Here is a 24,111-nt window from a genome sequence, read left to right as displayed (position 1 = left end):
AATTCATCTTAAAAATTCGATTGAGTTTGATTATAAGAGATTATGGCACGGGATGGGTAGGTAATACCCCCATTATTAACTGAGGTCAAAATTAGAAAACTCCAAGCCCTTGTTATCGTTTAAAGTTAGGTGGTCTGCCATCAATTGCCATATGTGGTCTTTCATGATTATAAAAGTACTGCCACGCAGTTGTATAGTTTTGTACCTCCTCAATATTGTCAAATAAATGCTGATTTAAACATTCATAACGCCCTGTTCGATTAAAACGCTCAACATAGGCATTCTGCTATGGATTGCCAGGTTGGGTAAAAACATGCTCAATCTCATGCTTTTTACACCACTGATCCATTAAATCACTCACATATTCTGGGCCGTTATCGGATCGAATACGCTTGGGCTTTCCTCGCCATGCAATCAGTTGATCTAGGTCTCTCAGAACTCTTTGAGCTGGTAGTGAAAAATCCACCACCATGATTAAAGACTCACGATTATAGTCATCAATGACATTATGGACACGATAACTGCGCCCATCACTCAATTGATCATACATAAAATCCATCGACCATGATTCATTCTGAACAACAGGTACAGCAAGCCTCTCAGGGATTTCACGCTTTATGCGCTTGTTTGGTTTGATTCTTAAATTCAGTTCAAGTTCCTTGTATATTCGGTAAACTCGCTTATGGTTCCATTTATATTGCTTAACATTACGTAAATACAGGAAGCAAAGCTTAAAGCCCCATGTTTTATGATCATTCGTCAGCTGAATTAACCAATGTGCGATCTGCTGATTCTCATCATCCAAACAGGTCTTATAGCGATAGCAGGTTTGACTCACATTGAAGATTAAACAGGCCATAGTGACTGAAATATTAAATTGCTCAGTCGCCTGCTGAGCAAGTGATTTGCGCTGTTGTGGCCTTAAAACTTTTTTGATAATGCATCTTGCAGTACATCTGATTTAAGGCGCTCATCAGCGTACATTCGTTTTAAACGTGCATTTTCAGCTTCGAGTTCTTTTAGCCGAGTCATAAGTGATAAATCCATACCACTATATTTGGACTTCCACTTGTAGAAAGTTGCTGTACTCATCCCATGCTCACGACAAAGGTTAGGCACGGGTGTTCCTGCTTCAGCTTGTTTTAAAATGCTCATGATTAAGCTATCTGAATATTTAGATGTTTTCATGGAAAATCTCCTTGTTCAAAGACTAGTCGATTTTCTACTTTTAAACTCGTTTAATTTTCGGGAGCATTACCGAGGAAGGTTGGACATTTGATTTCTAGAGTTATTTGCATTTCTCTACTTTATCAAGATTCAACCCGTTTTTTTCAGCATACTTTTTGAAACACTAACCTAAATTTTAATGATTTAATGAAATTAATTTTGCTGATTTTTAATGATTTGATGAAATTCTGAAAATAGTTTGAATAAATATCGCAATCGCTTAAAAATAAGATAAATTTTCAAAAAATAAAAGCTGCAATTTTTGGATAGTGATTGCAGTTCTTGTCCTAGCTGATAGTTTGGAATCTTTGCATGATGTGGAAAACAACAAGCAAGGATCAAGGAAATGTCAGGAAAATATATTCAAGTGACAACCGCAACAGGGAACCAATACAAAGCTTACTTAGCAACTTCTGTAGATGGTAAAGGTCCGGGTATTGTGCTGTGCCAAGAAATTTTTGGCGTTAATCAAGCCATGCGTGACAAGGCAGATTTACTTGCAGAAGAAGGTTATAGCGTTTTAGTACCAGATTTATATTGGCGAATCGCACCTGAAACGGAGCTAGGTTATGGTGCTGAAGATTTTCAACGTGCATTTGAGTTGTATCAACAATTTGATGAAGACCTCGGTGTACAAGATATTGAAGAAAGTTTGGCTTTTTTAAAAAGTTTAGATGTATGTGATGATCAAGCACAGCAAGCGGTGGTTGGCTTTTGCTTAGGTGGAAAATTAGCATATTTAGCAGCGTGTCGTATTCCAAATCTAGCGTGTTCTGTAGCGTATTATGGTGTTGGGATCGAAAAAGCACTTGCTGAAAGTCAAAATATCCAAGGTAAATTGCTATTACATATGGCGGAGCTGGATCAATTCTGTCCTGAAAATATTCGCCAAGACATTCAACAGGGTTTAGCACAGATCAAAGGCACAGAAGTCTATGTTTATCCGCAGGTAGATCATGCTTTTGCTCGTCCAAAAAGTGAACATTTTGATAAAACTGCCGCACAAATTGCTCATGAAAGAACAGTTGCTGCATTACGTAAAACCATCGGTCCTGATTATGATTTAGCAGCTCTGTGGGAGGAACACATTCGCCATGAGTTTGATACACGAGATGTCCCTGCAACCATGGCAACCATGGTGGCTGAGCCTTATGTGAATCATATCCCAACCATGACGGGCGGTGTTGGTTATAAGCAACTGTCACGTTTTTATCAGCATCATTTTGTTCATCAAAATCCTAAAGATATGAGTCTGATTCCAATTTCTCGTACAGTGGGAGCAACCCAAGTTGTAGACGAGTTCATTATGAGTTTTACCCATGATGAAGAAATTGATTGGCTGATTCCGGGGATTGCACCTACAGGTAAAAAAGTACAAATCCCAATGTTAGGTGTAATTAAATTCCGTGGTCCAAAACTATGTCATGAACATATTTATTGGGATCAAGCAAGTGTGCTTGTTCAGTTAGGTGTTCTCAATCCACAAGGTCTACCTGTTGCAGGTGTAGAAACCGCACAAAAATTGATAGATGAATCTTTGCCTTCAAATACCTTAATGCCATCTTGGTCATCAAGTGAAAAGAAATCAGTCGCTTAATAGGAGTTGGTAATGAAGATTGAATTTAAAGAAAAAACAGTCATTGTGAGTGGTGGTGCAACGCTGATTGGTCAAGCTGTGGTTGATGCCTTTATACAAGTAGGTGCAAATGTTGCGATTTTAGATATAGATCCAGCAGGGCAAAAAATTGCAGATGCCTATACAGACCAAGCTTTATTTATTGAAACAGATTTAACCAATGATACGCAACTTAAGGATGCAATTTCCCAAGTTCAGCAAAAGTTTGGGCAAGTTCATGTTTTAGTCAATTTAGCATGTACATATTTAGATAACGGATTTCAGTCGAGTCGTCAAGATTGGCTCAAGGCTTTAGATATTAATTTAGTTTCAGCTGTAGAGTTAACTCGTGCTGTGTATACGGACTTAAAAGCAACACAAGGTTCAATTGTTAACTTTACCTCTATTTCAGCGCAATGTGCACAAACAGGTCGCTGGTTATATCCCGTATCTAAAGCTGCAATGCAAGCATTAACCAAAAGTATGGCAATGGATTTTGCAGCCGATGGTATCCGAGTCAACTCAGTTTCACCAGGTTGGACATGGTCACGTGTCATTGCGGAAGTGAGTGGACAAGACCGAGCAAAAGCAGATCGTGTGGCGGCAGATTATCATCTTTTAGGGCGTTTAGGTCACCCTGAAGAAGTGGCAAATGTGGTGTTGTTCTTAAGTTCTCAAGCTGCGAGTTTTGTGACAGGGGCAGATTATGCTGTAGATGGTGGTTATAGCGTGATGGGACCAGAGCAAAATCAACCCGCAATTCCACGTTTAGCAGATTAATCATTTTTTAGATAACGACAGCTTTTAGGTAAATACAGCTTAATTTTACCCAAAACAAAAATTTCATGGATTGAATAAGGAAATATCAAATGCGCAAAATAGCAATCGTAGGTGCAGGTCAGGCAGGCTTACAACTTGGTTTAGGGCTTTTAGATAAAGGCTATGAGGTTAGTATGTATACCAACCGTACCGCTGAGCAGGTTAAACATGGCAAAGTCATGTCGAGTCAATGTATGTTTCATAATGCATTACAAACCGAACGTGATTTAGGTCTAAATCAGTGGGAAGAGCAATGCCCTGCAGTAGAAGGGATCAGTGTCACGTTGGTAGAACCAGAGAAAAAAGAGAAAGTTTTTAGTTGGAGCGCACGTTTACAACGCTATGCTCAATCTGTGGATCAGCGTGTCAAAATGCCAGAATGGATGGGTGAGTTTGAGCGTCGTGGCGGAAAGTTAGTGATTCAAGATGTAGGTTTAGCTGAATTAGAACAACTCGCTGAACAATATGAGCTTGTTTTATTGGCAGCAGGTAAGGGCGAAATTGTCAATCAATTTGGTCGTGATGATACACGTAGCCCATTTCAACAACCACAACGTGCATTAGCTTTGACTTATGTTAAAGGCATGCGTCCAATGTCACCTTATTCACGTGTCGCTTTTAACCTGATTCCTAACGTTGGTGAATATTTCTGTTTTCCTGCACTCACAACCAGTGGACCATGTGAAATCATGGTCTTTGAAGGGATTCCAAATGGTCCAATGGATTGTTGGCAAGAAGTTAAAACACCAGAGCAACATTTGGCAAAAAGCTTAGAAATTTTAGAAAAATATATACCGTGGGAGGCTGACCGTTGCCAAAATGTCGAATTAACAGATGATGGTGGTTATATTGCAGGGCGTTTTACCCCGACAGTACGTCATCCTGTTTTAACTTTGGCATCAGGTAAAAAAGTCTTTGGTATGGCAGATGCTTTAGTGGTCAATGATCCTATTACTGGTCAAGGTTCAAACAATGCAGCCAAATGTTGCAAGGTGTATTATGATGCGATTTTAGCACATGCTGACCAAGCATTTGATGAAGCATGGATGCAGCAAACCTTTGATCGTTATTGGGATTATGCACAGTATGTTGTGGACTGGACCAATAGTATGCTACGTCCACCTGAACCACAAATGATAGATGCTTTAGTCGCTGCTTCTCAAAACCAACACATTGCTGCACAAATTGCTAACAACTTTGATGATCCACGAGGGTTTTCTCCGTGGTGGTTTGATGCAGAAGCAAGTCAGCAGTTTTTACAAGGCACTGATTTAAATCGTGTGGCATAAGGAGTATGGCTATGAATCATTCAGTATCATCTTTAGGTTTAGCTGCAATTAATGTCAATGAACCACGCCACATTCGTAATTTGTTAGGGCAATTTGCGACGGGTGTTACGGTCATTACGACTACAGGACAAGATGGACGTAAAATTGGTATGACCGCAAATTCATTTTCATCTTTATCTTTAGAGCCGCCTTTAATTTTATGGAGTTTGTCTAAAACTGCACCGAGTTTACCCGATTTTGTTGCTGCACCACATTTTGCGATACATGTGTTAGGTCATCATCAGCATGAGGTTTCTGGGCATTTTGCGCGTGGTGCTGAAGATAAATTTGCCAATATTGATCATCAGATGTGTGATCTTGGTTTACCGATATTACAAGATAGTTTGGCTACTTTAGTCTGTCGAAATGTCAACCAATATGAAGGTGGAGATCATCTGATTTTTATTGGAGAAATTGAGCATTATCAGCAAAATGATGGTGATCCATTGGTTTTTCATGCTGGAAAATATCGCATAGCCGCACAGCATCCAAACTCATGATAATAAATGTTTAAAATGCCATAAAGGAGCTGATCAATCAGTTCCTTTTTTTATCTATAAAAAATAGAAAACTCAAATGATTAACGCAAAAATTTAACTTTAGTTTCTGATGGGCTATAGCCATAACGTTTTTTATATTCTTGGGAGAAACGTCCTAAATGCGTAAATCCCCATTTCAGTGCAACTTCAGTAATTGCTTGATTTCCTTGAATGAGTTCCTCATGAACTTGTTTAAAACGTAACTCTTTTAGATATTGCATAGGTGTCATATTTAGATACTTTTGAAAACCCAAAAATAAACTACGAACACTAATACCTGCGTGTTGTGCCAAGATTTCAATTGTTAAATTTTCATGTAAATGAGCATGAATATAGTCTTGAGTGCTTTTAATAAAATGCGGTGAAATCTGTCGTTGTTGGGTCTGCGATAATTGAGCTTGATAACTGTGTGTTTGACCATAAAGTAAAGCATTATAAATATTTGCTTCAAATTGTTGTAAAGCTAAAGGATGCTTCAATGGATGATGATCTGTATGAATTGCCTGTAAAAGTTGTTGGAAAAGTTGTAGAAAATATTGCCCACTGACCTGTGAAAAGTCGAGTTTTGGATCAAAAATAGGATGAGTTAAATTAAAATTTGCTAAATGTTGTTGGCAATGTAGCAATAAGCGATCTTTACTGATTTTTAAAATCATTTGTGGAGCGCGCGCTTTCCATTTCATTCTTAAAGGCATATCTGGAGATAAAAGCGCAGCAATTTGTGAATAGGAAATAAATTTTTGTTGTTGAAATTCAATTTCAGCATAACCTTCACAAGGAATTTGAATGAGATAAAAATCTGTTAAACAGTCGGGTTCAATATAAACGTCTAGACCATATTCCAAACGGCTCACTGATAAATGACCACAACGAATATGGTGCATTGAAGAAAGTGTCGATGAAGACGAACAGGCTTTTAAACGATGAGGTTTAAGTACATGTGCGACATTGTGTTGAGTTTCAGCAAGATCTGAGTTTTTAAAAATAAGTGATTGTTGTGAAAATAAGGTATTCGAAAATGGCGATACAAATGCTGAATGTTCAGTCTGAGTAGGTGTAGACATAGCTGATTCCTTTAGCTAAGTACATTATTTTATTAAAATATAAAGATATAGCTCCTGCCAAAACCTCGATATTTTTGTACAAATGAATAGGGTAAAACATGAATAAATAAGAAGTTGACTGAATTAGTCAGAAAAATCAAGTGAATTTAGATAAAATAATCACATGAAGAAGTGCTATTGAATGGATAGCACTTCGAGTCATTATGATGTAGGTTTTGTCAGTCAAAACTTAGAGATCATAACTACTTTTTTTCCAAATACCCAAATCAATCATTTTTTGAATTTGTGGCTCAAGCACTTGTTCTTTATACGTTGCATGGTTGCTTTGTACACCATCAAGGTACAAATTTTTAGGATAAATATTGTTTTGATAAATTAATTGAGCACATTCAGAACGAATATCTTTCATCCAGTTTGACACTTGAGAATGCGTACGATGATAACGTAAAGCTTCAATGTCAATCACACCTGAAACATAAGTTGAGCCATTAGTATCACTTTGTTTTCCAACTATTCCACCTTTATAATCAATAACTTGTGATAATCCGCCGCCACAATCAATAGGTGCTAAAGTATTTTCATCTAAATACATTCCGCCAATATTCGGTGCAACAACATACATATTATTTTCAAGAGCACGTGCGCGATTTGAAATTTCGAAAATATCATTTTGGGTAAAAGGTGTCGGTAGAGAAGCGCGATAGACCACTTCAGCACCATTCATGGCAAGCCCACGACCATTTTCAGGGAAGTTACCTTCCATTGCCATCATAATACCTAAGCGACCAATTTCGGTATCGACCACAGGCCAAAACGATTGTAAGTTATAACCGTATTTTTCTACCCAAGCATCAAATAAGTCATGAGGAGAAGCTGAACGTTCACAAGGCAGTAGAGCAGACATTTTATGATGTTTTAGAATAATCTCACCTTGTGGATTAATAATAAAACCCACATTAAACATAATGCCTGACCAGTCTGGATCTTTGACTTTTGCTTGCGCCATAATAAAAACATTATGGCGTTTTGCGAGTTCACCTAAACGGTCAGTTTCAGGACCCGGAATTTCCATTGCACCATCTGCAAGAAAATCTGCAATGGGTGTATCAAGTGCTTCATCGTTAAATCCTTGTAAAGCACCTTCAGGTAGTACTAATAGTCTTACAGGCAAATCTAGGGAACTTAACCATAATGCTCCTGCGGTTAGTTCCTCTAAATGAGAAATATTTTTCATAATGTCAGCACGACTTTTAATTCCCCAAATGGTTGGAACTAAACCAACAACTCCATAAGGTTTAACCATAATAAACATCCTTTTTAAAATAAAAGTGAAAAGACTGACAAAGCATTGTCATCAGTTTGTTTATTTAAGTTATCAGTATACTGATAATATTTCAAATATTATCTGAGGAAAATCTAAACAATGATCATCTGACAGAAAAATGATGAAAATGAGAGAGCAAATAAAATTTGATATTTTAAAAAGCTAAAAAACCCCTGTCTTTTTCAAGAGATCAGGAGTTTTTAGGCAAATTTAAAAAAGTAAAACGATCATCACCTTAAAAATGATGATGAGTTGACTATGGTGACGGTGTTTCAATGTTTGGAATATAAGCAAGCCATTTACGTAAAGTTGCTATTTCTTGTTCAGAAAAGTCTTGCTCAAGTTTGTCTTCTAGCTGTTCAATGGCTTCGGTAGCATCCAATAAAACTTTTGAAGCATTGTCTGTGATTTCAATACATTGAACTTTTTTATTATGTGGATGGGCATTTTTGGTGACCAAATCCATTTTTTCCAATTTATTGATCATTAAGTTAACGGTTTGTGGTGTTAACGATGCATAACGAGCAATGTCTGCATTTGAACAACTTGGGTAAACAGAAACAATTTTTAAAATCGTAAATTGGGGCGGAGTAATGGCATATTCTAATAAGACTTTTTCCATTTTGAGATGGTAGGCATGAGCCGCTTGTCTGAGTAAAAAACCGAGATAACCCTGTTCAGGGCTAAACATATCTGTTGCTTGGTGAAATTGTTTTACCATAGTGCTAAAGTGCTTTCTCTTTAAAAATAATCATATAAAAATATAAAGCTATCTTAAATCATCTTTTTATAGACTTAGATAGGATTGTTGTAAGGCTTTCGCATCCGCTAAAGCATAATGAGGCTGTTCAGATAAAACCGCAGTTGTTCGTTGTTCTAGCCATAATTGCATGGTCAATGGTGGTGTGATCATACAACGACCCGCAGCTAAAATAAGACTACGGCTAAAAAGAGCAAGGTCTTCTGGCCAGTCTGCAATGATATTGATCTGTTCATATTGTAATAAATAATCATGTAAGCGCTGCTGAAAAACTGAATAAGAAACAGGGGCTTTTTGAGTAATAGGCAAAACATTTTGCTTGACCCATTCTACAGGTGTGGGCATTCTAAAACTTCATAGAAAAATAGTCCGTGTTCGTCCACCAATGCCATGGAAATCAGTTCACCACCGAAACCATTAAACTCACAATCTAAAAATAAATTCATTTTTCTGCCTTATATTTTGAAAATTTAAATCAATATGTGAGTAAATACTCAAAAGGTATACTGATATGCTTCTAAGGTCATACAGTTTTATACACTAAAACCAGTATCATTATATATGGACATTGACCAAGGAATGGGATGCCATGCGAACAAAAGATGAAAATCTTATAAACAATATTTTGAACAGAGTAAAGAAATTCAAGATTTACTCGAAAAAATCCATTTTGATACTGAGCATGGGCAAATTTGGTTCGATGAAAACCGTATGTTGCTGATGCATACCAGTATGATGGGATATTTACGCAAAGACTTATATGAAATGTTGGGTTGGGAGCGTACAAAACATTTTTTTATTCGTTGTGGCTATCAGTCAGGTATGCGTGATGCTGAAGTTACCTCTAAATTACGTCCAAATTTAAATGAAATAGAAGCTTTTATGGCAGGTCCACAAATGCACGGCATACGAGGCATGGTGCATGTGGAAGTCAATGAACTGAATTTAAGTCATGATTTAAAGCAATTTTATGCCGATTTTAACTGGAAAAACTCATTTGAAGCGGAGGTACATTTAAGCGAGTTTGGTATGGCTGAAGAGCCATCATGTTGGATGCTGTTAGGTTATGCTTGCGGCTATACAAGTTTTGTCATGGGGCAAACGATTATTTATCAAGAAACGCATTGTGTTGCTCAAGGAGATGAGTGCTGTCGAATTATTGGTAAGCCATTAGCAGAATGGGAAAATTCAGAGGAACTCATCCGCTTTATGTCACCCGATCCTGTATCAGATGAATTAATTGCTTTACAGGCTGAGCTGAATAAACTTAAGAAAAATATTTATACGGATGCAGAATCTGATTACACCATGTTTAAAGCAGTAGGCGGATCAGCAGCCTACCGCAAGGTTTGTGATTTATTAAAAAAAGCAGCAGGAAGTAAAGTTACAATTTTATTGCAAGGTGAAACAGGGGGGTAAAGAAGCTTTTGCACGTTGCGTACATGATGGCAGTCAGCGTCGAAATGAACCTTTTGTTGCTGTGAACTGTGCTTGTATTCCACCAGATTTAATTGAAGCTGAATTATTTGGCGTAGAAAAAGGAGCATTTACAGGTGCATCACAAACTCGAATGGGCAAATTTGAGCGTGCGCATGGCGGTACGATTTTCCTTGATGAAGTGATTGAACTATCTCCTCGTGCACAAGCTGCCTTATTACGAATGTTACAAGAAGGTGAATTTGAACTTGTTGGTGACCAGCAAACCCGAAAAGTAGATGTCAGAATTGTGGCAGCTACGAATGAAGATCTAGAGCAAGCTGTTAAGGATGGGCGTTTCCGAGCAGATTTATATTATCGTTTAAATATTTTTCCAGTGCGTATTCCTGCGCTACGGGAAGGTCGTGAAGATATTCCTTTATTGGTCGAATATTTTATCAAACGTTTTGAAAATTTATATGGCAAAACCTTAAAAGGCTTGTCTGATAAGGCTTATAGCTTTGTGATGAAATATGATTGGCTGGGAAAAATATTCGAGAATTAGAAAATTTACTGGAACGAGCAACACTCCTGATAGACCATCAACAAGACATTAAACTGAGTAGCTTATTTCCACAGCTTGATGAGCAAGAACACAAGCAAAAAACTGTTGTAAATCGTTTAGATGACTTGTTGGCAGATGGTTTTTCACTGGATCAATATGAACAAGAAATTATTATGACCGCGATGAATAAGTGCAAACAAAATGTCTCAGAAGCTGCACGAGTATTAGGCATTAGCCGTGCAACTTTAGATTATCGTTTAAAGAAAATGGTATCTTAAAAGCGCACCTTAAAATAAAACTTTCATATAACATCAAGCAATGGTCTTTATAACACGTTGTTCCATTAAGTATTGCTGTGCAATAAATGGTGTTTCATGTTCTGCTGTTTGCAGTGCTATCCACTGCCCATTGGCTGCAAGCTCCCAAGCCCGAACATTGTCTTTAAGATAGTTAAGTAACCCATCTTCAATGATTTGCTTACGCAGTTTAGGGGCTTCACTCGGGAAACAGGTTTCCACACGAGAAAATAAATTACGTCCCATCCAGTCAGCACTTGAACAATAAAACATCACGTTTACTTAAGACTTCAAATATTTGTGCAGTATTACGCACTACTTTAGGAATAACAGGTTGAAAAGGTTTAAAACGTAAGGCAGGAATATCAAAATTCGCCACCAGACGCGCTAAATTTATAGGATTATCGACTTGATATAAATGCATTGGGTCTAAATCCAACTGCTTTATCTTCTATGGATCAAATTCAGGCGTTAAAAATGAAACGTATTGATATTGGTTTTGGTCGAATGGATATTTCAGACCCAGAAGTTAAAAGAACAAAATTAAGAGATGAACGATTAGTTCTTGCAGTTCATCCTTTGGCATTACAAGAGGGTGTATTTTTAAAAGAATTGGTTAAAGAGGAATTATTATTTTATCCTAAAAATGATCAACCTAATTTTTCACATCATATTTAAGCATTATTGCTGAACAAAATTTAAAATCTGAAAAAGTACGTTATGTACGTGAGTTAGCATTAGCATGTGGTTTTGCCGCAGCAGGCGATGGAATGGTTATTGTACCTGCAAGCGCACAAAACATTCATTTGACTAACTTGAAGTTTGTACCTATTTTGGATCAAAGTGCGATCAGTAATGTTATGGTCTCTATTCGTAATACAGGATGTACAGAGGATATTCAGTCTTTCTTTGATTGTGTTTATCAAGTTTATGATTTAGAAGGTGTTTCTTATCATAAGTATGAGTTTTAAAGGGTAAAATACAATTTTAAAGGCTGGAAAATAAGTGAAGTGTTTAAGCATCATGATATTGTAAAATTATACTTTTTTGGTATAACTTTATGTCATAAAATCTATTAACTTTTATTATATTTTCAGCTTTAATAAAGTATACTATTTTTATCAGGAATTTTATTTTAAATTATAAGTTATTCGCCAAAATGATGTGGAAATTTTTCATATTAAAAGGAAATTTTAAAACGAACAATTTTGGAATAAAACACCTCAGCGAGGTACAAGGAAGATGCAATCATTTGTCCAACACTCAGATTTAAAACATAATACAAAACAAGCTGATTTTGCTCAAAATTTGATGTCGAGTATTTGTGGTGATCATCGTTTAGAAACCACATATCGTGATACTTTAGATTTTCAGTATGACGGCTTACGTTTACCCAAAAAACATATGACCATTGGCTGTATTCAATATGGTGCAAATGTTGCTATCAATATTTCGCAGCTTAAAGCCTATAGTATTAGTTTACCTTTGCATGGTAAACAATCATTAAATATTCGAGGTGAACATTATCAGTCTGACCAAAGCAGTGGTTTAATTGTTTCAAATAATGATTTTCAAGATTTATTTATTGATAAAGACTGTAAAAAATTACAAGTGGTCATTCCCGAAAAAAGTATGCAATTGGTGTTATCAGATTTACTGAACCAACCCATCCGCGACAGTATTGTTTTTAATCCAACGATGAATTTAGTATTAGATCAGATGATTGCTGCTTGGTGGTCAAATATTCAAAATTTTATGTTGGTGAAGGCACAATATACAGGTTTTTATGGCTTACAAATGTTTTCTGAAGATTATGAAAATTTCTTGATTAAGGCATTATTACTTTCCCAAGAAAATAATTTTTCCGCAGCTTTACGAGAGGGTTCATGTCAAGATATTCCATTATTTATTAGAAATGTAAAACAATTTATGATGGATCATGCACATGAAATGATTTCTGTAGAAATGATTTTACACGTCGCTGGCGTCTCAAAAAGTAAACTTTATGAACAATTCCAATATTATTATGGCATGAGTCCTTTGGCTTTTTTAAAAAAATATCGTTTACAGAAAGTTTATAAAACTTTAAGTAGCCGCAAGCAGCAAGAGATTTCAATTTCGAAAGTGGCTTATGATTGGGGATTTAGTCATTTAAGTCGTTTTTCACAAGAATATCGGGAAGAATTTGGTGAAAATCCAAGTCAGACCAAAGCCAAATTTCAATAATTTTGATATTTAATTTTACATAGCAAAATAAATTAAGCGCCTAAGACTCAGTCATAGGCGCTTAATATTTAAGCCAATTCTTGTGATTTAATCTGCTGTTTGCTTTTTGATTTTTCGACCATAACTTTTAGACTTAAAGCGATAAAAGAAATGAGTGTTGGGATGGCTAAAACATAGAAAATTCCACTTAAACTTAACTCAAATGTAAAAATCAATGAGCCAAAAAATGCCCCTAAAATTGCGCCAACTCGTCCAATACCATGCATCCAAGACACACCAACTGCACGACAAGTAGAAGGGTAGAACATTGCTGAAAGTGGCAGTAAAGAAGACTGTGCACCAGCAAGTAAAGCCCCAATCATAAAAATACTCATGCCAAAAAGTAAAATATTTGAGCTGATAAAACCCGTTAAAATAAACAATAAAAAGGCAATAAAATATGAATACTTAATGACATTGGTTGGGTTAGTTCTATCCATATAATAACCCATGACTGTTGCACCGATCACGCCACCAAATGGGAAAATTGCTGCAATTAAGCTAAATTGTTGTGTCGTAAAACCTGCAGTTTTAAGAATGGTCGGCATCCAACTGGTTAACAAATAGAACACCAATAAACTCATAAAGCAGCAAAGCCATAACATACTTGAGCCCCAGAGATATTTCCCTAAAACTTGTTTTACAGGGCTTTCATTGCTCAGGTTATTTTCTGTTGTCGCAAGTTTAAATTGTACATTTTCAGAAAATGCCTGACCTTGTATTTTTTCTAAAATATAACGTGCTTGCTGATGCTGATTTTTCTTCACTAAATATTGAGTAGACTCGGGTAGTTTTAGCATTAAAATTACCGCTAAAAGTACAGGAATAACGCCACCAATAATGATGACTTTTGCCCAACCTAAATTTTCTAAAAGAAAAGCTGAAAGCACACCACCACAAGAAATACCCAACATAAAACCGCAGCCTGCAAGACCTGTTAAAAAGGCTTTACGTTTGCTCGGCATATATTCAGAGACGATAGTACTAATGTTTGGCATTGCTGCGCCTAAACCAATACCTGTAATAAAGCGATAAATCGTTAAATCTTGAGTGGATGTTGCGAAACCACATAGAACAGTAAAAATAGCAAAAATTAATGTGGTCGTTACAATGACTTTTTTACGTCCAAATTTATCCGCAAGTGGACCTGAAACAATTGCACCGATGGACATCCCGACCAATGCTGCACTGAGTACAGGCGCAAGTTGTGGTTTAGTAATTCCCCAGTCGTCAAGTAAAGAGGGTGCAACAAAGCCAATGATTCCTGTGTCTAATCCATCACAGAAAAAGACTAAAAAACCAAGAAAAAAGACCAGCCATTGTAATGGTGAAAGTTTGTCACGATCTATGACACGATTAATATCGATTGTTTGCATAATTATTCCCTTAATGATTGAAAATCGATTGTGTTACTTTGCAAGAGTGTCTGTTAAATATTTTTAACCCTTTAAAATGATTGTATTTAATCCAAATTATTCATTTATTTTTAACAAGTTGTGTGATGGTTGAAAATATTTTTAGTGAACTTTCCATTGATTTTTCTAGGAAAGTGTGGGATTGATACCGATGACACAATTAAAAAATAATGGGTGTTGAAATCAGAGTTTAAGATTTAACACACAAGGCTTTCGAGAAAATAAGCAGTGAAAATGTACACGTTATTTATCTTGTGAAATGTCGCTTTTCATTGCAAACACTTGTCCGTATTGCTCAAATTGTTCAATACATTTTAGAAATATTTTCTTTTAAACCTTGTGTTATGTTTGGTTTATGCCTTAACCGTATTACTTGATAAGAACTTTTCACTGTAAATTTTAAAATTACTCAATGATTCGGTATCTAGCCAAGTTTTGACGGCTTCAATCATGGGCGGTGGACCACATAAATACATATCAAATGCTTGTTCTGCAAGTTGAGATTTATTTAAATGTTCATGAATAAATCCAGTTTTTCCAGACCATGTTTCTGTTGCTTGAGTCACGATTGGATGATAACTAAAGTTGTTTATTTTATGAGAATAGTCATGTAAACGTTGCTGTTCACACAAATCTACTTCTTTATTTACCCCATAAAAAAGTTCAATTTTAGGTGGGTTTTTTTGTTCAGCGAGATGATCTAACATACCTAAAAATGCGGAAAGACCAGTCCCACCTGCAATAAACACCAAAGGCTTTTCAACTTCACGTAAATAGAAACTGCCCAATGGTGCTTCCATGACAATACTTTGACCAACTTGACAGCGTTCACGTAAATAATTACTCATGACACCGTCAGGCAATAAGCGAATTAAAAATTGCAGTTGGTTCGTGGCATTAGGGCGATTTGCAAATGAATATGAACGCCACTCATCTGTATCAGGAATTTGTAAACGTGCGTATTGACCTGCTAAATATTGTAATTGCTCAGAATAATTACTGGCATCAACATGTAAAATAGCGGTCGTTTCTGAAACTAACTCAACATGTTTGACGATGGTGTTAATTTTTAAAGTATCGCCTGTATTACAAATACTTGAATCATGATCGAAGAAAAAAGCAGCATCCGATTGTACTCGCGTTTGGCAAGCCAACATTTTACGTTCAGCTAAATCACGTGGACTGAGTGCTTCTTCATCGACATATTCTTGCTCATAAATGCCTGTTTCACATTGCCCTTGACAGGTTCCGCAAACACCTTCGCGGCAGTCTAAAGGCAAGTTTATGCCCTGACGAATTGCTGCATCAAGCAACAATTCATCATTATTTACTGCGATAAAAAAGGTTTTACCATCTGCAAAATTTAGCGCCACAGAATGTCCCATTTTAGTCTCCTTAAACGTGATAGAAGTCTAAAACTGAATCAATTTTGTCATTCAGTAAGATCGTATGCTGTTTACGAATACGGAAACTGTTTTCTGTTTTACGTAAAGTATAGGTCGCATGACCATAGAAGCAGCCCTCTAAGCCTTGGCGGTTATAAAGCGTTTGCCAAACGACTTTTGCTTCAACTAAACCATCTGCAAGTTCTTTGGCACGAACATTACTAATAAGATGTGCTGTACGTGGTAAAGGTGTTGCTGAAGCAGCTTTTCCTGTTTCAATACGGAACACGCGATCTTCTAAGCCTGTGCGGTCTTCATAGTAAATATAAGACATGCCTTGATTTGGGTCAGTGACATAACGATGATCATCAATCCATTGTGGAATATGATAGATGCTATCCTCATCATACAGTTCTAAATATTCATTCCATTGAAAATTATCACAATATTCTGACTTTTGGTTTAAAAATTGAGTCACTGCAAACGTTAATTCCATGTTCATGATTAAACCTCCGCTGTTTCATTTTGGAATGTAATATCGTGCATTTTCAGTGCGTTTTTCTTTAAACCATTAAGGAGTAATTGTCTCCAATGCCCATGTTGGTTGACATATAAACCTTCATGGGTAATTTCACGCCCTGTGATGACAGGTTGAATACCTAAAATTTCTGCATTTTTACTAGAACCATAATTCCAGTTATGATGACCACGTGAAATGTCACTCCAACGCTCTAAACGTGCTTGGAAGCCTTTTTGTTGTTCTCTAAATTCAACCAAATCGTCTGGTGTACCTAAGCCTGATACATTAAAGAAATCTTCAAACTGGCGAATACGGTTGCGACGTGCTTGTGCAGACTCGCCCTTGACTCCGATACATTGACTAATCACTTCAGTTTTATTCCAAGCCACAGGACGCACAATACGTAATTGTGAACTGATTTGATCCATAAAGAACAAGCTTGGATATAAATTCAAGTTACGTAAACGGTGCATTGCCCATTTCGCACGATCTTCACCAAACTTTTCAACCAATTGTGGCATGACAACGTCATAACCTGGACGTACTGTTGGGTTAGGCATATCACTAAATAATACGCTGTGACCATTTTTAAAGCTAAACCAACCATCATCAGTGTCGCCATCACCTGCGCCAAGTTTACTGTAGTCCAAGGTATCTAAATCTTGACCATTGGCTGCATTGACTTGTTGGCGATGTTGCACAGTAGAAACATAATTATAATGAACTGTACTTACATGGTAGCCATCTAAACCATTTTCATCTTGTAACTTCCAGTTCCCTGCAAATGTATAGGCTGATTTTCCTTGTAGAACTTCTAACTCACCTGTAGGAGATTGGTCAACCATTAAGTCTAAAAATACTTTCGCATCACCTAGAAAATCTTCTAGTGTATCTGTTGCTTGTGTATCTAAACTCACAAAAACGAAACCACGATAGCTTGCAATACGTCCTTGTTTTAAACCACGTGCAGATTTATCAAAGTCTTCACAATATTCGCTTGGACCCTTCACTTTGAGTAAACGACCATCCGATTTATAACACCATGCATGGAATGGGCAAGTAAATGTTGATTTATTACCTTTTGCAATACGCGTCAATGTTGCACCACGATGTTGGCAAGCATTAACAAGGGCATGTAATTGTCCATTGCCATCACGGTTAATAATCATCGGTTGACGACCAATTTGCACCGTTAAAAAGTCGTTATTATTTGCAATTTCGCTTTCATGACAAGCATAGATCCATACTTTTTCAAAGATATGTTCCATTTCCAAGTCAAATAATTCTGCTTCGGTAAACATTTCACGTGCAATACGATATACACCATTTTCAGGACGGAAATCTAAACAATTATTGATAAAGTCTTGCCACTCGGCTGTGCTACGTGTTTCCATTCTGCTTTTCTCCATATTTAAACATCTTTAAGGTGATTGAAACCCGAAAGAGAAATTTGCTCTATCCACTTTTTCCGTTTCTTTATCCTATAAGTGCATTTTGTTTTAAAATTGAAAAAATAACGTGACTGTAAAATCGCAATAAGATGCTGCTTGATATCTAAAAATATATTTAGAAATAAAATGATAAACTGAAAGAAGAAAGGTAAGTTGTCCTTAAAAAGTAAACGGTGGTGTTTCAAAAAGTATGCTGCCATGAATCGCTTTAGTATCATGTTTGAAGAGCGTGTAACTCAGTATTTTTAAAATTGGATTTACACAGAATTATTTACACCCTCTATTTATGTAAAAGAAGGTTAGGTCGAAGGCTTTTAAATGGTTTTCAAGCTTTTTTGAAAAATTACAACTCTTTCTAAAACTGCATCTAATTCGATGTCTTATTCTGCAATTATTGCCTTCAATGCCTACAGTAAAAAAATTACCGATACTTTGCTTGCAGTTTTAAAGGCTGTAATGAAACCTGTCCCAATGATCACTTGCAATTCGAGCATAATGAATACCTAACTGTTTAAGCTTTGCTTTCAGCCGTTGGACTGTAGTCAAATCTCTTTTACCCCAAACATAAGCAACAATCTCACCTGTTTCTCGATGATAGGCATAAATAAGCTATTGTTTGTTATTTCCCGACAAAATTCCAAAATTCATCTACTTCGAGAGAGTCATAATGATTTTGTTTAGGCTGAATTTGATATATTGATTCAGTTAAAGTCCGTAAAACTTTACCAATGCTGATACGCTCAACCTCAGCAATATCTCGTATACGACTACCTCTGACCATTAAGTATAATATTTTACGAGTCATACCTGAATTACATCCGAGGTAGCTGAGTGCATGGTCACCAATAAACTGGCGTTTACAGCCTTTGCACTGATAATTTTGTTTCCCATCTACTTTGAGACCATTTTTCTTTATACTGTCACTGAGGCAGGTTGGACATTTGATTTCTAGAGTTATTTGCATTTCTCTACTTTATCAAGATTCAACCTGTTTTTTTCAGCATACTTTTTGAAACACTAACCTTTATAAAACTCAATCAATGATAAAGCTAAACCAAATGATTTAGAATTTTCTATCTGCTCAATCTCATTTAATTTTATACCAATGATTTTTATAAGTTGAAAATCACTAATATTAAGCTGTTCAGCAATATTAGATACAGCTGTCTTCAATACTATATTTTTTCATTCATAATTAAGATTATATCTAAAGTAACTTTGATAACATTAAAAAATAAAAATAACTTTATTTGATGCTACGAATCTTTCAAAAAATGTACGTTAATTTTGATAGGATTAGAATACCTCTATAAACTAAATTCAATTTACGATACGTTGAATTTTGCTGTAATACAATCTAAAAATAGTAGACATTAACATGATGAAAAAATTTAACTTTACAATACATATAGTCGATCAGAATGCATCACATGATGGTCTTGAAGATAGGCTATATGAGGCAGGGTGTGATGATGCTCTTGTATGTTCCAGCAACAATAATGTCTATTTGGATTTCATAAGAGAATCTAAAACACTTGAATTTGCTATTGAAAGTGCCATTCAAAATATCAATGATGCAAATGCAAAAATCATTTGCATAAATGTTGAAAATGCACCCTATAACTTTTCTAAATAACCAATTTGATTACCAGAGTTTTTCTCTAAATGAGATGACTTAAATTTCATTACTAAAAAGGCCCCTGTAATGGTCTTGGAAACATATGAATCAATAATTCCAAGCCAATACTTATTTCTTGAGACTTATATCCTCTAATTTTTTCAAGCATTTCTGGAAGCTCGTTGATTGCTACATGTTTCATATTATCACTCTCACCTTTATCTAGGAATTTAGTAATCCCCACAAGCGGGTTATAATTTGCTTTATCTTTAAACACGGCGAGATCATATGTATTTCTACAATATGAGATGGTAATGCTCCCGAAAATTAAACGAGTTTAAAAGTAGAAAATCGACTAGTCTTTGAACAAGGAGATTTTCCATGAAAACATCTAAATATTCAGATAGCTTAATCATGAGCATTTTAAAACAAGCTGAAGCAGGAACACCCGTGCCTAACCTTTGTCGTGAGCATGGGATGAGTACAGCAACTTTCTACAAGTGGAAGTCCAAATATAGTGGTATGGATTTATCACTTATGACTCGGCTAAAAGAACTCGAAGTTGAAAATGCACGTTTAAAACGAATGTACACTGATGAGCGCCTTAAATCAGATGTACTGCAAGATGCATTATCAAAAAAGTTTTAAGGCCACAACAGCGCAAATCACTTGCTCAGCAGGCGACTGAGCAATTTAATATTTCAGTCACTATGGCCTGTTTAATCTTCAATGTGAGTCAAACCTGCTATCGCTATAAGACCTGTTTGGATGATGAGAATCAGCAGATCGCACATTGGTTAATTCAGCTGACGAATGATCATAAAACATGGGGCTTTAAGCTTTGCTTCCTGTATTTACGTAATGTTAAGCAATATAAATGGAACCATAAGCGAGTTTACCGAATATACAAGGAACTTGAACTGAATTTAAGAATCAAACCAAACAAGCGCATAAAGCGTGAAATCCCTGAGAGGCTTGCTGTACCTGTTGTTCAGAATGAATCATGGTCGATGGATTTTATGTATGATCAATTGAGTGATGGGCGCAGTTATCGTGTCCATAATGTCATTGATGACTATAATCGTGAGTCTTTAATCATGGTGGTGGATTTTTCACTACCAGCTCAAAGAGTTCTGAGAGACCTAGATCAACTGATTGCATGGCGAGGAAAGCCCAAGCGTATTCGATCCGATAACGGCCCAGAATATGTGAGTGATTTAATGGATCAGTGGTGTAAAAAGCATGAGATTGAGCATGTTTTTACCCAACCTGGCAATCCACAGCAGAATGCCTATGTTGAGCGTTTTAATCGAACAGGGCGTTATGAATGTTTAAATCAGCATTTATTTGACAATATTGAGGAGGTACAAAACTATACAACTGCGTGGCAGTACTTTTATAATCATGAAAGACCACATATGGCAATTGATGGCAGACCACCTAACTTTAAACGATAACAAGGGCTTGGAGTTTTCTAATTTTGACCTCAGTTAATAATGGGGGTATTACCAGATAAGCTTTTCAATACGATTAAAAATTTTCTCTTCACGTTGCTTTGTTTGGAAGAACTCTAGCCACTCTGATGATTTAATTTCCTTAAATTTTCTTTTTCCAAAAATCGGAAGTAAATGTTTTTCAATAGATTGAACCTCTTTCTTAAACGTCGCAGGCTCCCATGAATTTTTTCTAGTATCAATCCAATCTTTCATTAAATTTTCAAACAATTCACTTTTATCATTTTGAACCTGCTTTAATCGCTCTGTACGAGTAACTATCTCAAGTTCGCCTGGGTGATATTTCACAGCTTGCAAGCGTGCATTTTTAAGTGAAAGATCAAGATAAGAACCTAAGCCAACCCATGTCCATTAATCATCATTGTTCTTTAAACGAAGTTGCCAAGACTTTTTACCTGAGACTTGGATTTTAAGATAAAGGCCAGGAATATCCGCAACACGGTACTCTTTATCTTTTGCTTTCAAAGCAACAAGTGCAGCATCAGTGAAAAGTTTTTTTCTACTCATAATTTATTGATTACTCATCTGTTATTTCAAATTTGTATCCTGAGTTATAGTTTTATTCTAGGATACAAACGAGCTGTTTCTGTATGAGTGTATATGAGTTTATTTTATGCATTAAAAAACCCTTAATCCATTTAGAATTAAGGGTTTAAGTATCATATGAGTGTATATAATTTTAAAATTTGGTGGGCCCGCCCAGACTTGAACTGGGGACCAACGGATTATGAGTCCGCTGCTCTAACCAACTGAGCTACAGGCCCTGCATCAAGTGAACTGATTTAATATCAATTACTTGGAGTGTGCGCAATACTAACTAAGATTTTAGATTATATCAAGTGTTTTCTTCTAGTAGACGCATAGTAGACCATAGAAAATATTGTGATATATTGCTTAGCGTTATAACAGAGTGCGATTTTATATATGTCATTATAAAGAGTAAAGCTCACTAAGCCATTTATTGATCAATCGGAGCTTAATTCAGTGATAGATAGAGAGTGAATTGCTTGGTTGCGTGTTAGGGTTTTGTTTCACAAACATTCAAAAGCTAAACTTCCCCAAGTTATCCAAATTTAAGTGACAACTCGGGTGTGAGGTCGACCCAACCCCGTAAATTTATTTAATACTGCCACACGTGCATGATGCATCTCATTGACTTGGTTTTGAAAGCTCCTTGCACTCAGTTTATCGCCTGAGAAACACTGTTTCGTAAGATTTGATGCAATGCATTTTGGTTTCGACCAAACTTCGCCGATGATAGCCTGACCATTTTTTCCATAGTGTTCTGCCTAAACGTTTAACTGTTCGAAGTAATTCATTTCGCTCTAGCGAGCTGATCTTTGTATCTTTCCAAAACTTGGCATTTTTTCTTAGTGGAATTACCGCATGTGCTTGTCGCTCTGCGATGACCTGACGACATTGTTTGGTGTCATAAGCCCCATCAGTATAGACCGAGTCAATCTGTTCTTCTTGTGGAATCTGATTCAGTAAATCACCAAGCACCTCTGAAGCACTCACATTGTTGGTTGTGAGCTCAATAGCGGGTATTTGAAGGTTTTCAGCATCGATACCAATATGTAATTTACACCATTCGTGACGATATTCAGGCTGATGTTTTGTACGTTTCTATTCGCCTTCACCTAAAAACTTTAAGCCAGTAGAATCAACGAGTAGATGGAGACCATTACTGCTTTTTTGATAGTTAATCGCAATATCAATATGCTTTTGTCTTCTACAAATAGTGGAATACGAATATCGCTGATATTTGGGGCTGTCCAATCTAATCTACAAAGATGAATGAGACTTTGAAGAAAGCCTGTGACCATACGTAAAGACAGACGGAATAGAGATTTAATCATCAGACAGCATTGGATAGTCAAATCAGAATAGGTTTGATTTCGACTATGTTTGCCTTTTGGTTGAGCATAGCATTGAGTTTTGGGATCAAAACAAATAGAAATATTTCCTCGATTTATTAATGCTCTGTTATAAGAAGACCAATGGGTTGTACGATAGATTTTAGGTGTGGGCTTATTCATTTGAGAAGTATAATGTTGAATAAGCCTTAAAATATAATCATGCTGTGATTTTTAGCTGTATAGAAGTTTATGATAAAATATTTCTAAATTAATTCTAATGAAATAGAGAATATTATTTTATTTTTATGTAATGGTAGTATTCTTGAAATTAAAATATTGTAATTTTTATTGTTAAAATATTAATATTTTTTATTGGGTATGATTTAGTTTTATATATTTAAAATTAGATGCGTTTTGTGAAAATTAAATAAAAGATAAAAATAGTCTCTGAACTATTTTTACATTAGGTATACATTATAAAAGTAGTGAGTACAATATAGTAAATGCTACTTTTAAATGTACAGACGCTGCATTTAAAAACAAAATCAATATAATTTTAAGAGGAATAAGAAGATGACAAATCCAAATAAACCTGAAATTGATCGTGAAATAGTTAAAGATTTACCCAAAGAACAAAGAGATGATTTAAATGCTGACCCTATTACAGGTGAACCTGGTGCTCATCCTGTAGGTACAGGTCTTGGCGCAGCTAGTGGTGCAGCAGCTGGTGCGGCAGTAGGTGCTGTTGGTGGTCCAATAGGAGCTGTTGTAGGTGGTGTAGTCGGTGCTGTTGTAGGTGGTTTGGCTGGTAAAGGTGCAGCTGAAGCAGTCAACCCAACCGAAGAAGAAGCTTATTGGCGTAGTACAGCCAATAGTACGCCTTATTATGCAGACACTTTAAATATTTATAGTGATTTAGATTACGACAAAGATTATCGTTCAGCTTATCATTTAGGCTATACAGGTCGCACTGAATATCCTACTGAAACGCGTTTTGAAGATGTAGAACATGACCTAAAAGTGAAATGGGAACAGGTCAAAGGAACTTCACGTTTAACATGGGAACAAGCGAAACATGCGGTTAAAGATGCATGGAATAGAGTAAGTCAGTAGATTGAAATTAACGGAAAG

22 protein-coding genes, 1 tRNA gene and 5 pseudogenes are annotated in these 24,111 nt (G+C 36.1%); 11 read left to right on the top strand and 17 right to left on the bottom strand.

Translation table 11 applies throughout. The features are described 5' to 3' along the window. Positions 1 to 112: 112 nt before the first annotated feature. Positions 113 to 1,188: pseudogene (locus HUV91_RS05425) on the bottom strand (IS3 family transposase). A gap of 385 nt (positions 1,189 to 1,573) precedes the next feature. On the opposite strand from HUV91_RS05425, the gene HUV91_RS05420 reads away from it, so the two are divergent. From HUV91_RS05420 to HUV91_RS05405, 4 genes are all read left to right on the top strand, one after another. Next, positions 1,574 to 2,824 (top strand): dienelactone hydrolase family protein, encoded by a 1,251-nt coding sequence (locus HUV91_RS05420; RefSeq protein WP_174492786.1) that lies wholly within the window; start codon positions 1,574 to 1,576, stop codon positions 2,822 to 2,824. A gap of 12 nt (positions 2,825 to 2,836) precedes the next feature. After that, positions 2,837 to 3,622 carry an SDR family oxidoreductase gene (locus HUV91_RS05415; RefSeq protein ID WP_130073693.1) on the top strand — a complete coding sequence of 262 codons (786 nt, stop codon included), beginning with the start codon at positions 2,837 to 2,839 and terminating at the stop codon, positions 3,620 to 3,622. Between the two features lie 89 nt (positions 3,623 to 3,711). Next, positions 3,712 to 4,950, top strand: coding sequence for a styrene monooxygenase/indole monooxygenase family protein (locus HUV91_RS05410; protein WP_107008815.1), 1,239 nt, complete (start codon positions 3,712 to 3,714; stop codon positions 4,948 to 4,950). An 11-nt stretch (positions 4,951 to 4,961) separates the two neighbouring features. Next, positions 4,962 to 5,489, top strand: a complete 528-nt coding sequence (locus HUV91_RS05405; protein WP_107008814.1) for a flavin reductase family protein — start codon at positions 4,962 to 4,964, stop codon at positions 5,487 to 5,489. 80 nt (positions 5,490 to 5,569) lie between these two features. On the opposite strand, the gene HUV91_RS05400 is transcribed toward HUV91_RS05405, so the two are convergent. From HUV91_RS05400 to HUV91_RS05385, 4 genes are all read right to left on the bottom strand, one after another. Continuing rightward, positions 5,570 to 6,592 carry an AraC family transcriptional regulator gene (locus HUV91_RS05400; protein WP_174492785.1) on the bottom strand — a complete coding sequence of 341 codons (1,023 nt, stop codon included), beginning with the start codon at positions 6,590 to 6,592 and terminating at the stop codon, positions 5,570 to 5,572. A 229-nt stretch (positions 6,593 to 6,821) separates the two neighbouring features. Beyond that, positions 6,822 to 7,895, bottom strand: coding sequence for a nitrilase-related carbon-nitrogen hydrolase (locus HUV91_RS05395; RefSeq protein WP_174492784.1), 1,074 nt, complete (start codon positions 7,893 to 7,895; stop codon positions 6,822 to 6,824). Positions 7,896 to 8,172: 277 nt separating this feature from the next. Continuing rightward, a complete protein-coding gene (locus tag HUV91_RS05390) occupies positions 8,173 to 8,637 on the bottom strand; it encodes a MarR family winged helix-turn-helix transcriptional regulator (RefSeq protein ID WP_107008811.1) in 465 nt (154 codons plus the stop codon). A gap of 66 nt (positions 8,638 to 8,703) precedes the next feature. Then, on the bottom strand, positions 8,704 to 9,021 hold the full coding sequence (locus HUV91_RS05385) for a hypothetical protein (protein WP_228721843.1): 318 nt from the start codon (positions 9,019 to 9,021) through the stop codon (positions 8,704 to 8,706). 297 nt (positions 9,022 to 9,318) lie between these two features. Here HUV91_RS05385 and mobR point away from each other — a divergent pair. Further along, positions 9,319 to 10,935: pseudogene (mobR, locus tag HUV91_RS05380) on the top strand (phenol degradation transcriptional regulator MobR). 33 nt (positions 10,936 to 10,968) lie between these two features. Here mobR and HUV91_RS05375 read toward each other — a convergent pair. Both HUV91_RS05375 and HUV91_RS05370 read right to left on the bottom strand, forming a co-directional pair. Next, positions 10,969 to 11,220, bottom strand: a pseudogene (locus HUV91_RS05375) (RNA degradosome polyphosphate kinase); the annotation flags it as partial. After that, a complete protein-coding gene (locus HUV91_RS05370; protein WP_174492782.1) occupies positions 11,204 to 11,377 on the bottom strand; it encodes a hypothetical protein in 174 nt (57 codons plus the stop codon). The pseudogene HUV91_RS05375 and the gene HUV91_RS05370, both read right to left, overlap by 17 nt. A gap of 53 nt (positions 11,378 to 11,430) precedes the next feature. On the opposite strand from HUV91_RS05370, the gene HUV91_RS05365 reads away from it, so the two are divergent. From HUV91_RS05365 to HUV91_RS05355, 3 genes are all read left to right on the top strand, one after another. Next, positions 11,431 to 11,631 carry a LysR substrate-binding domain-containing protein gene (locus HUV91_RS05365; RefSeq protein ID WP_174492781.1) on the top strand — a complete coding sequence of 67 codons (201 nt, stop codon included), beginning with the start codon at positions 11,431 to 11,433 and terminating at the stop codon, positions 11,629 to 11,631. Between the two features lie 92 nt (positions 11,632 to 11,723). After that, on the top strand, positions 11,724 to 11,924 hold the full coding sequence (locus HUV91_RS05360; RefSeq protein ID WP_174492780.1) for a hypothetical protein: 201 nt from the start codon (positions 11,724 to 11,726) through the stop codon (positions 11,922 to 11,924). Between the two features lie 271 nt (positions 11,925 to 12,195). Next, complete coding sequence (locus HUV91_RS05355) at positions 12,196 to 13,179, top strand: AraC family transcriptional regulator (RefSeq protein WP_130073686.1); 984 nt, start codon at positions 12,196 to 12,198, stop codon at positions 13,177 to 13,179. Positions 13,180 to 13,247: 68 nt separating this feature from the next. Here HUV91_RS05355 and HUV91_RS05350 read toward each other — a convergent pair whose 3' ends face one another. From HUV91_RS05350 to HUV91_RS05330, 5 genes and pseudogenes are all read right to left on the bottom strand, one after another. Beyond that, on the bottom strand, positions 13,248 to 14,594 hold the full coding sequence (locus HUV91_RS05350) for an MFS transporter (RefSeq protein WP_130073685.1): 1,347 nt from the start codon (positions 14,592 to 14,594) through the stop codon (positions 13,248 to 13,250). Positions 14,595 to 14,986: 392 nt separating this feature from the next. After that, positions 14,987 to 16,018 (bottom strand): anthranilate 1,2-dioxygenase electron transfer component AntC, encoded by a 1,032-nt coding sequence (antC, locus tag HUV91_RS05345; RefSeq protein ID WP_174492779.1) that lies wholly within the window; start codon positions 16,016 to 16,018, stop codon positions 14,987 to 14,989. A gap of 10 nt (positions 16,019 to 16,028) precedes the next feature. Next, positions 16,029 to 16,520: an anthranilate 1,2-dioxygenase small subunit gene (gene antB / locus HUV91_RS05340; RefSeq protein WP_130073683.1), complete on the bottom strand. Its 492-nt coding sequence runs from the start codon at positions 16,518 to 16,520 to the stop codon at positions 16,029 to 16,031. Positions 16,521 to 16,522: 2 nt separating this feature from the next. Then, positions 16,523 to 17,932, bottom strand: a complete 1,410-nt coding sequence (gene antA, locus HUV91_RS05335) for an anthranilate 1,2-dioxygenase large subunit (RefSeq protein WP_174492778.1) — start codon at positions 17,930 to 17,932, stop codon at positions 16,523 to 16,525. Positions 17,933 to 18,256: 324 nt separating this feature from the next. Continuing rightward, positions 18,257 to 18,953, bottom strand: a pseudogene (locus tag HUV91_RS05330) (IS1 family transposase). Positions 18,954 to 19,367: 414 nt separating this feature from the next. On the opposite strand from HUV91_RS05330, the gene HUV91_RS05325 reads away from it, so the two are divergent. Further along, positions 19,368 to 19,625, top strand: coding sequence for a hypothetical protein (locus HUV91_RS05325; protein WP_174492777.1), 258 nt, complete (start codon positions 19,368 to 19,370; stop codon positions 19,623 to 19,625). Positions 19,626 to 19,677: 52 nt separating this feature from the next. On the opposite strand, the gene HUV91_RS05320 is transcribed toward HUV91_RS05325, so the two are convergent. Continuing rightward, positions 19,678 to 19,884 carry a hypothetical protein gene (locus HUV91_RS05320; RefSeq protein WP_174492776.1) on the bottom strand — a complete coding sequence of 69 codons (207 nt, stop codon included), beginning with the start codon at positions 19,882 to 19,884 and terminating at the stop codon, positions 19,678 to 19,680. Positions 19,885 to 19,988: 104 nt separating this feature from the next. On the opposite strand from HUV91_RS05320, the gene HUV91_RS05315 reads away from it, so the two are divergent. Beyond that, positions 19,989 to 21,064, top strand: a protein-coding gene (locus HUV91_RS05315) for an IS3 family transposase (RefSeq protein ID WP_174492775.1) whose coding sequence is annotated in 2 segments (ribosomal slippage) — positions 19,989 to 20,241 and positions 20,241 to 21,064 — 1,077 coding nt in all. Because the reading frame shifts where the segments join, the coding sequence is not laid out codon by codon here. Between the two features lie 48 nt (positions 21,065 to 21,112). Here the strand turns inward: HUV91_RS05315 and HUV91_RS05310 are convergent. The 4 genes and pseudogenes from HUV91_RS05310 to HUV91_RS05295 form a co-directional block, all read right to left on the bottom strand. Next, positions 21,113 to 21,409 carry a phage integrase central domain-containing protein gene (locus HUV91_RS05310; RefSeq protein WP_228721865.1) on the bottom strand — a complete coding sequence of 99 codons (297 nt, stop codon included), beginning with the start codon at positions 21,407 to 21,409 and terminating at the stop codon, positions 21,113 to 21,115. A gap of 63 nt (positions 21,410 to 21,472) precedes the next feature. Then, the gene (locus tag HUV91_RS05305; protein ID WP_174492773.1) at positions 21,473 to 21,628 is read right to left on the bottom strand and encodes an Arm DNA-binding domain-containing protein; all 156 of its coding nucleotides are present in this window, start codon (positions 21,626 to 21,628) and stop codon (positions 21,473 to 21,475) included. Between the two features lie 180 nt (positions 21,629 to 21,808). Next, positions 21,809 to 21,885: transfer RNA gene (locus HUV91_RS05300), tRNA-Ile, on the bottom strand. A gap of 309 nt (positions 21,886 to 22,194) precedes the next feature. Beyond that, positions 22,195 to 23,160, bottom strand: a pseudogene (locus HUV91_RS05295) (IS5 family transposase). Positions 23,161 to 23,553: 393 nt separating this feature from the next. On the opposite strand from HUV91_RS05295, the gene HUV91_RS05290 reads away from it, so the two are divergent. Then, complete coding sequence (locus HUV91_RS05290) at positions 23,554 to 24,093, top strand: hypothetical protein (RefSeq protein ID WP_174492772.1); 540 nt, start codon at positions 23,554 to 23,556, stop codon at positions 24,091 to 24,093. The last annotated feature ends 18 nt before the right edge of the window (positions 24,094 to 24,111 follow it).

This window comes from Acinetobacter sp. Marseille-Q1623 (genome assembly GCF_902809895.1).
GTDB lineage: Bacteria > Pseudomonadota > Gammaproteobacteria > Pseudomonadales > Moraxellaceae > Acinetobacter > Acinetobacter piscicola_A.
Note: the sequence above shows the minus strand (reverse complement) of the source record. Positions and strands in the feature narration are given on the sequence as shown.

Bases quoted from the DNA above. Each gene is read 5' to 3' on its own strand.
- HUV91_RS05355 (WP_130073686.1), top strand. From the start codon at position 12,196: ATGCAATCATTTGTCCAACACTCAGATTTAAAACATAATACAAAACAA.
- HUV91_RS05325 (WP_174492777.1), top strand. From the start codon at position 19,368: ATGATGAAAAAATTTAACTTTACAATACATATAGTCGATCAGAATGCA.
- HUV91_RS05385 (WP_228721843.1), bottom strand. From the start codon at position 9,021: ATGCCCACACCTGTAGAATGGGTCAAGCAAAATGTTTTGCCTATTACT.
- antA (WP_174492778.1), bottom strand. From the start codon at position 17,932: ATGGAAACACGTAGCACAGCCGAGTGGCAAGACTTTATCAATAATTGT.
- HUV91_RS05360 (WP_174492780.1), top strand. From the start codon at position 11,724: ATGGTTATTGTACCTGCAAGCGCACAAAACATTCATTTGACTAACTTG.
- antC (WP_174492779.1), bottom strand. From the start codon at position 16,018: ATGGGACATTCTGTGGCGCTAAATTTTGCAGATGGTAAAACCTTTTTT.
- HUV91_RS05420 (WP_174492786.1), top strand. From the start codon at position 1,574: ATGTCAGGAAAATATATTCAAGTGACAACCGCAACAGGGAACCAATAC.
- HUV91_RS05305 (WP_174492773.1), bottom strand. From the start codon at position 21,628: ATGAGTAGAAAAAAACTTTTCACTGATGCTGCACTTGTTGCTTTGAAA.
- HUV91_RS05400 (WP_174492785.1), bottom strand. From the start codon at position 6,592: ATGTCTACACCTACTCAGACTGAACATTCAGCATTTGTATCGCCATTT.
- HUV91_RS05415 (WP_130073693.1), top strand. From the start codon at position 2,837: ATGAAGATTGAATTTAAAGAAAAAACAGTCATTGTGAGTGGTGGTGCA.
- HUV91_RS05370 (WP_174492782.1), bottom strand. From the start codon at position 11,377: ATGCATTTATATCAAGTCGATAATCCTATAAATTTAGCGCGTCTGGTG.
- HUV91_RS05390 (WP_107008811.1), bottom strand. From the start codon at position 8,637: ATGGTAAAACAATTTCACCAAGCAACAGATATGTTTAGCCCTGAACAG.
- HUV91_RS05365 (WP_174492781.1), top strand. From the start codon at position 11,431: ATGAAACGTATTGATATTGGTTTTGGTCGAATGGATATTTCAGACCCA.
- HUV91_RS05405 (WP_107008814.1), top strand. From the start codon at position 4,962: ATGAATCATTCAGTATCATCTTTAGGTTTAGCTGCAATTAATGTCAAT.
- antB (WP_130073683.1), bottom strand. From the start codon at position 16,520: ATGAACATGGAATTAACGTTTGCAGTGACTCAATTTTTAAACCAAAAG.
- HUV91_RS05410 (WP_107008815.1), top strand. From the start codon at position 3,712: ATGCGCAAAATAGCAATCGTAGGTGCAGGTCAGGCAGGCTTACAACTT.
- HUV91_RS05290 (WP_174492772.1), top strand. From the start codon at position 23,554: ATGACAAATCCAAATAAACCTGAAATTGATCGTGAAATAGTTAAAGAT.
- HUV91_RS05350 (WP_130073685.1), bottom strand. From the start codon at position 14,594: ATGCAAACAATCGATATTAATCGTGTCATAGATCGTGACAAACTTTCA.
- HUV91_RS05395 (WP_174492784.1), bottom strand. From the start codon at position 7,895: ATGGTTAAACCTTATGGAGTTGTTGGTTTAGTTCCAACCATTTGGGGA.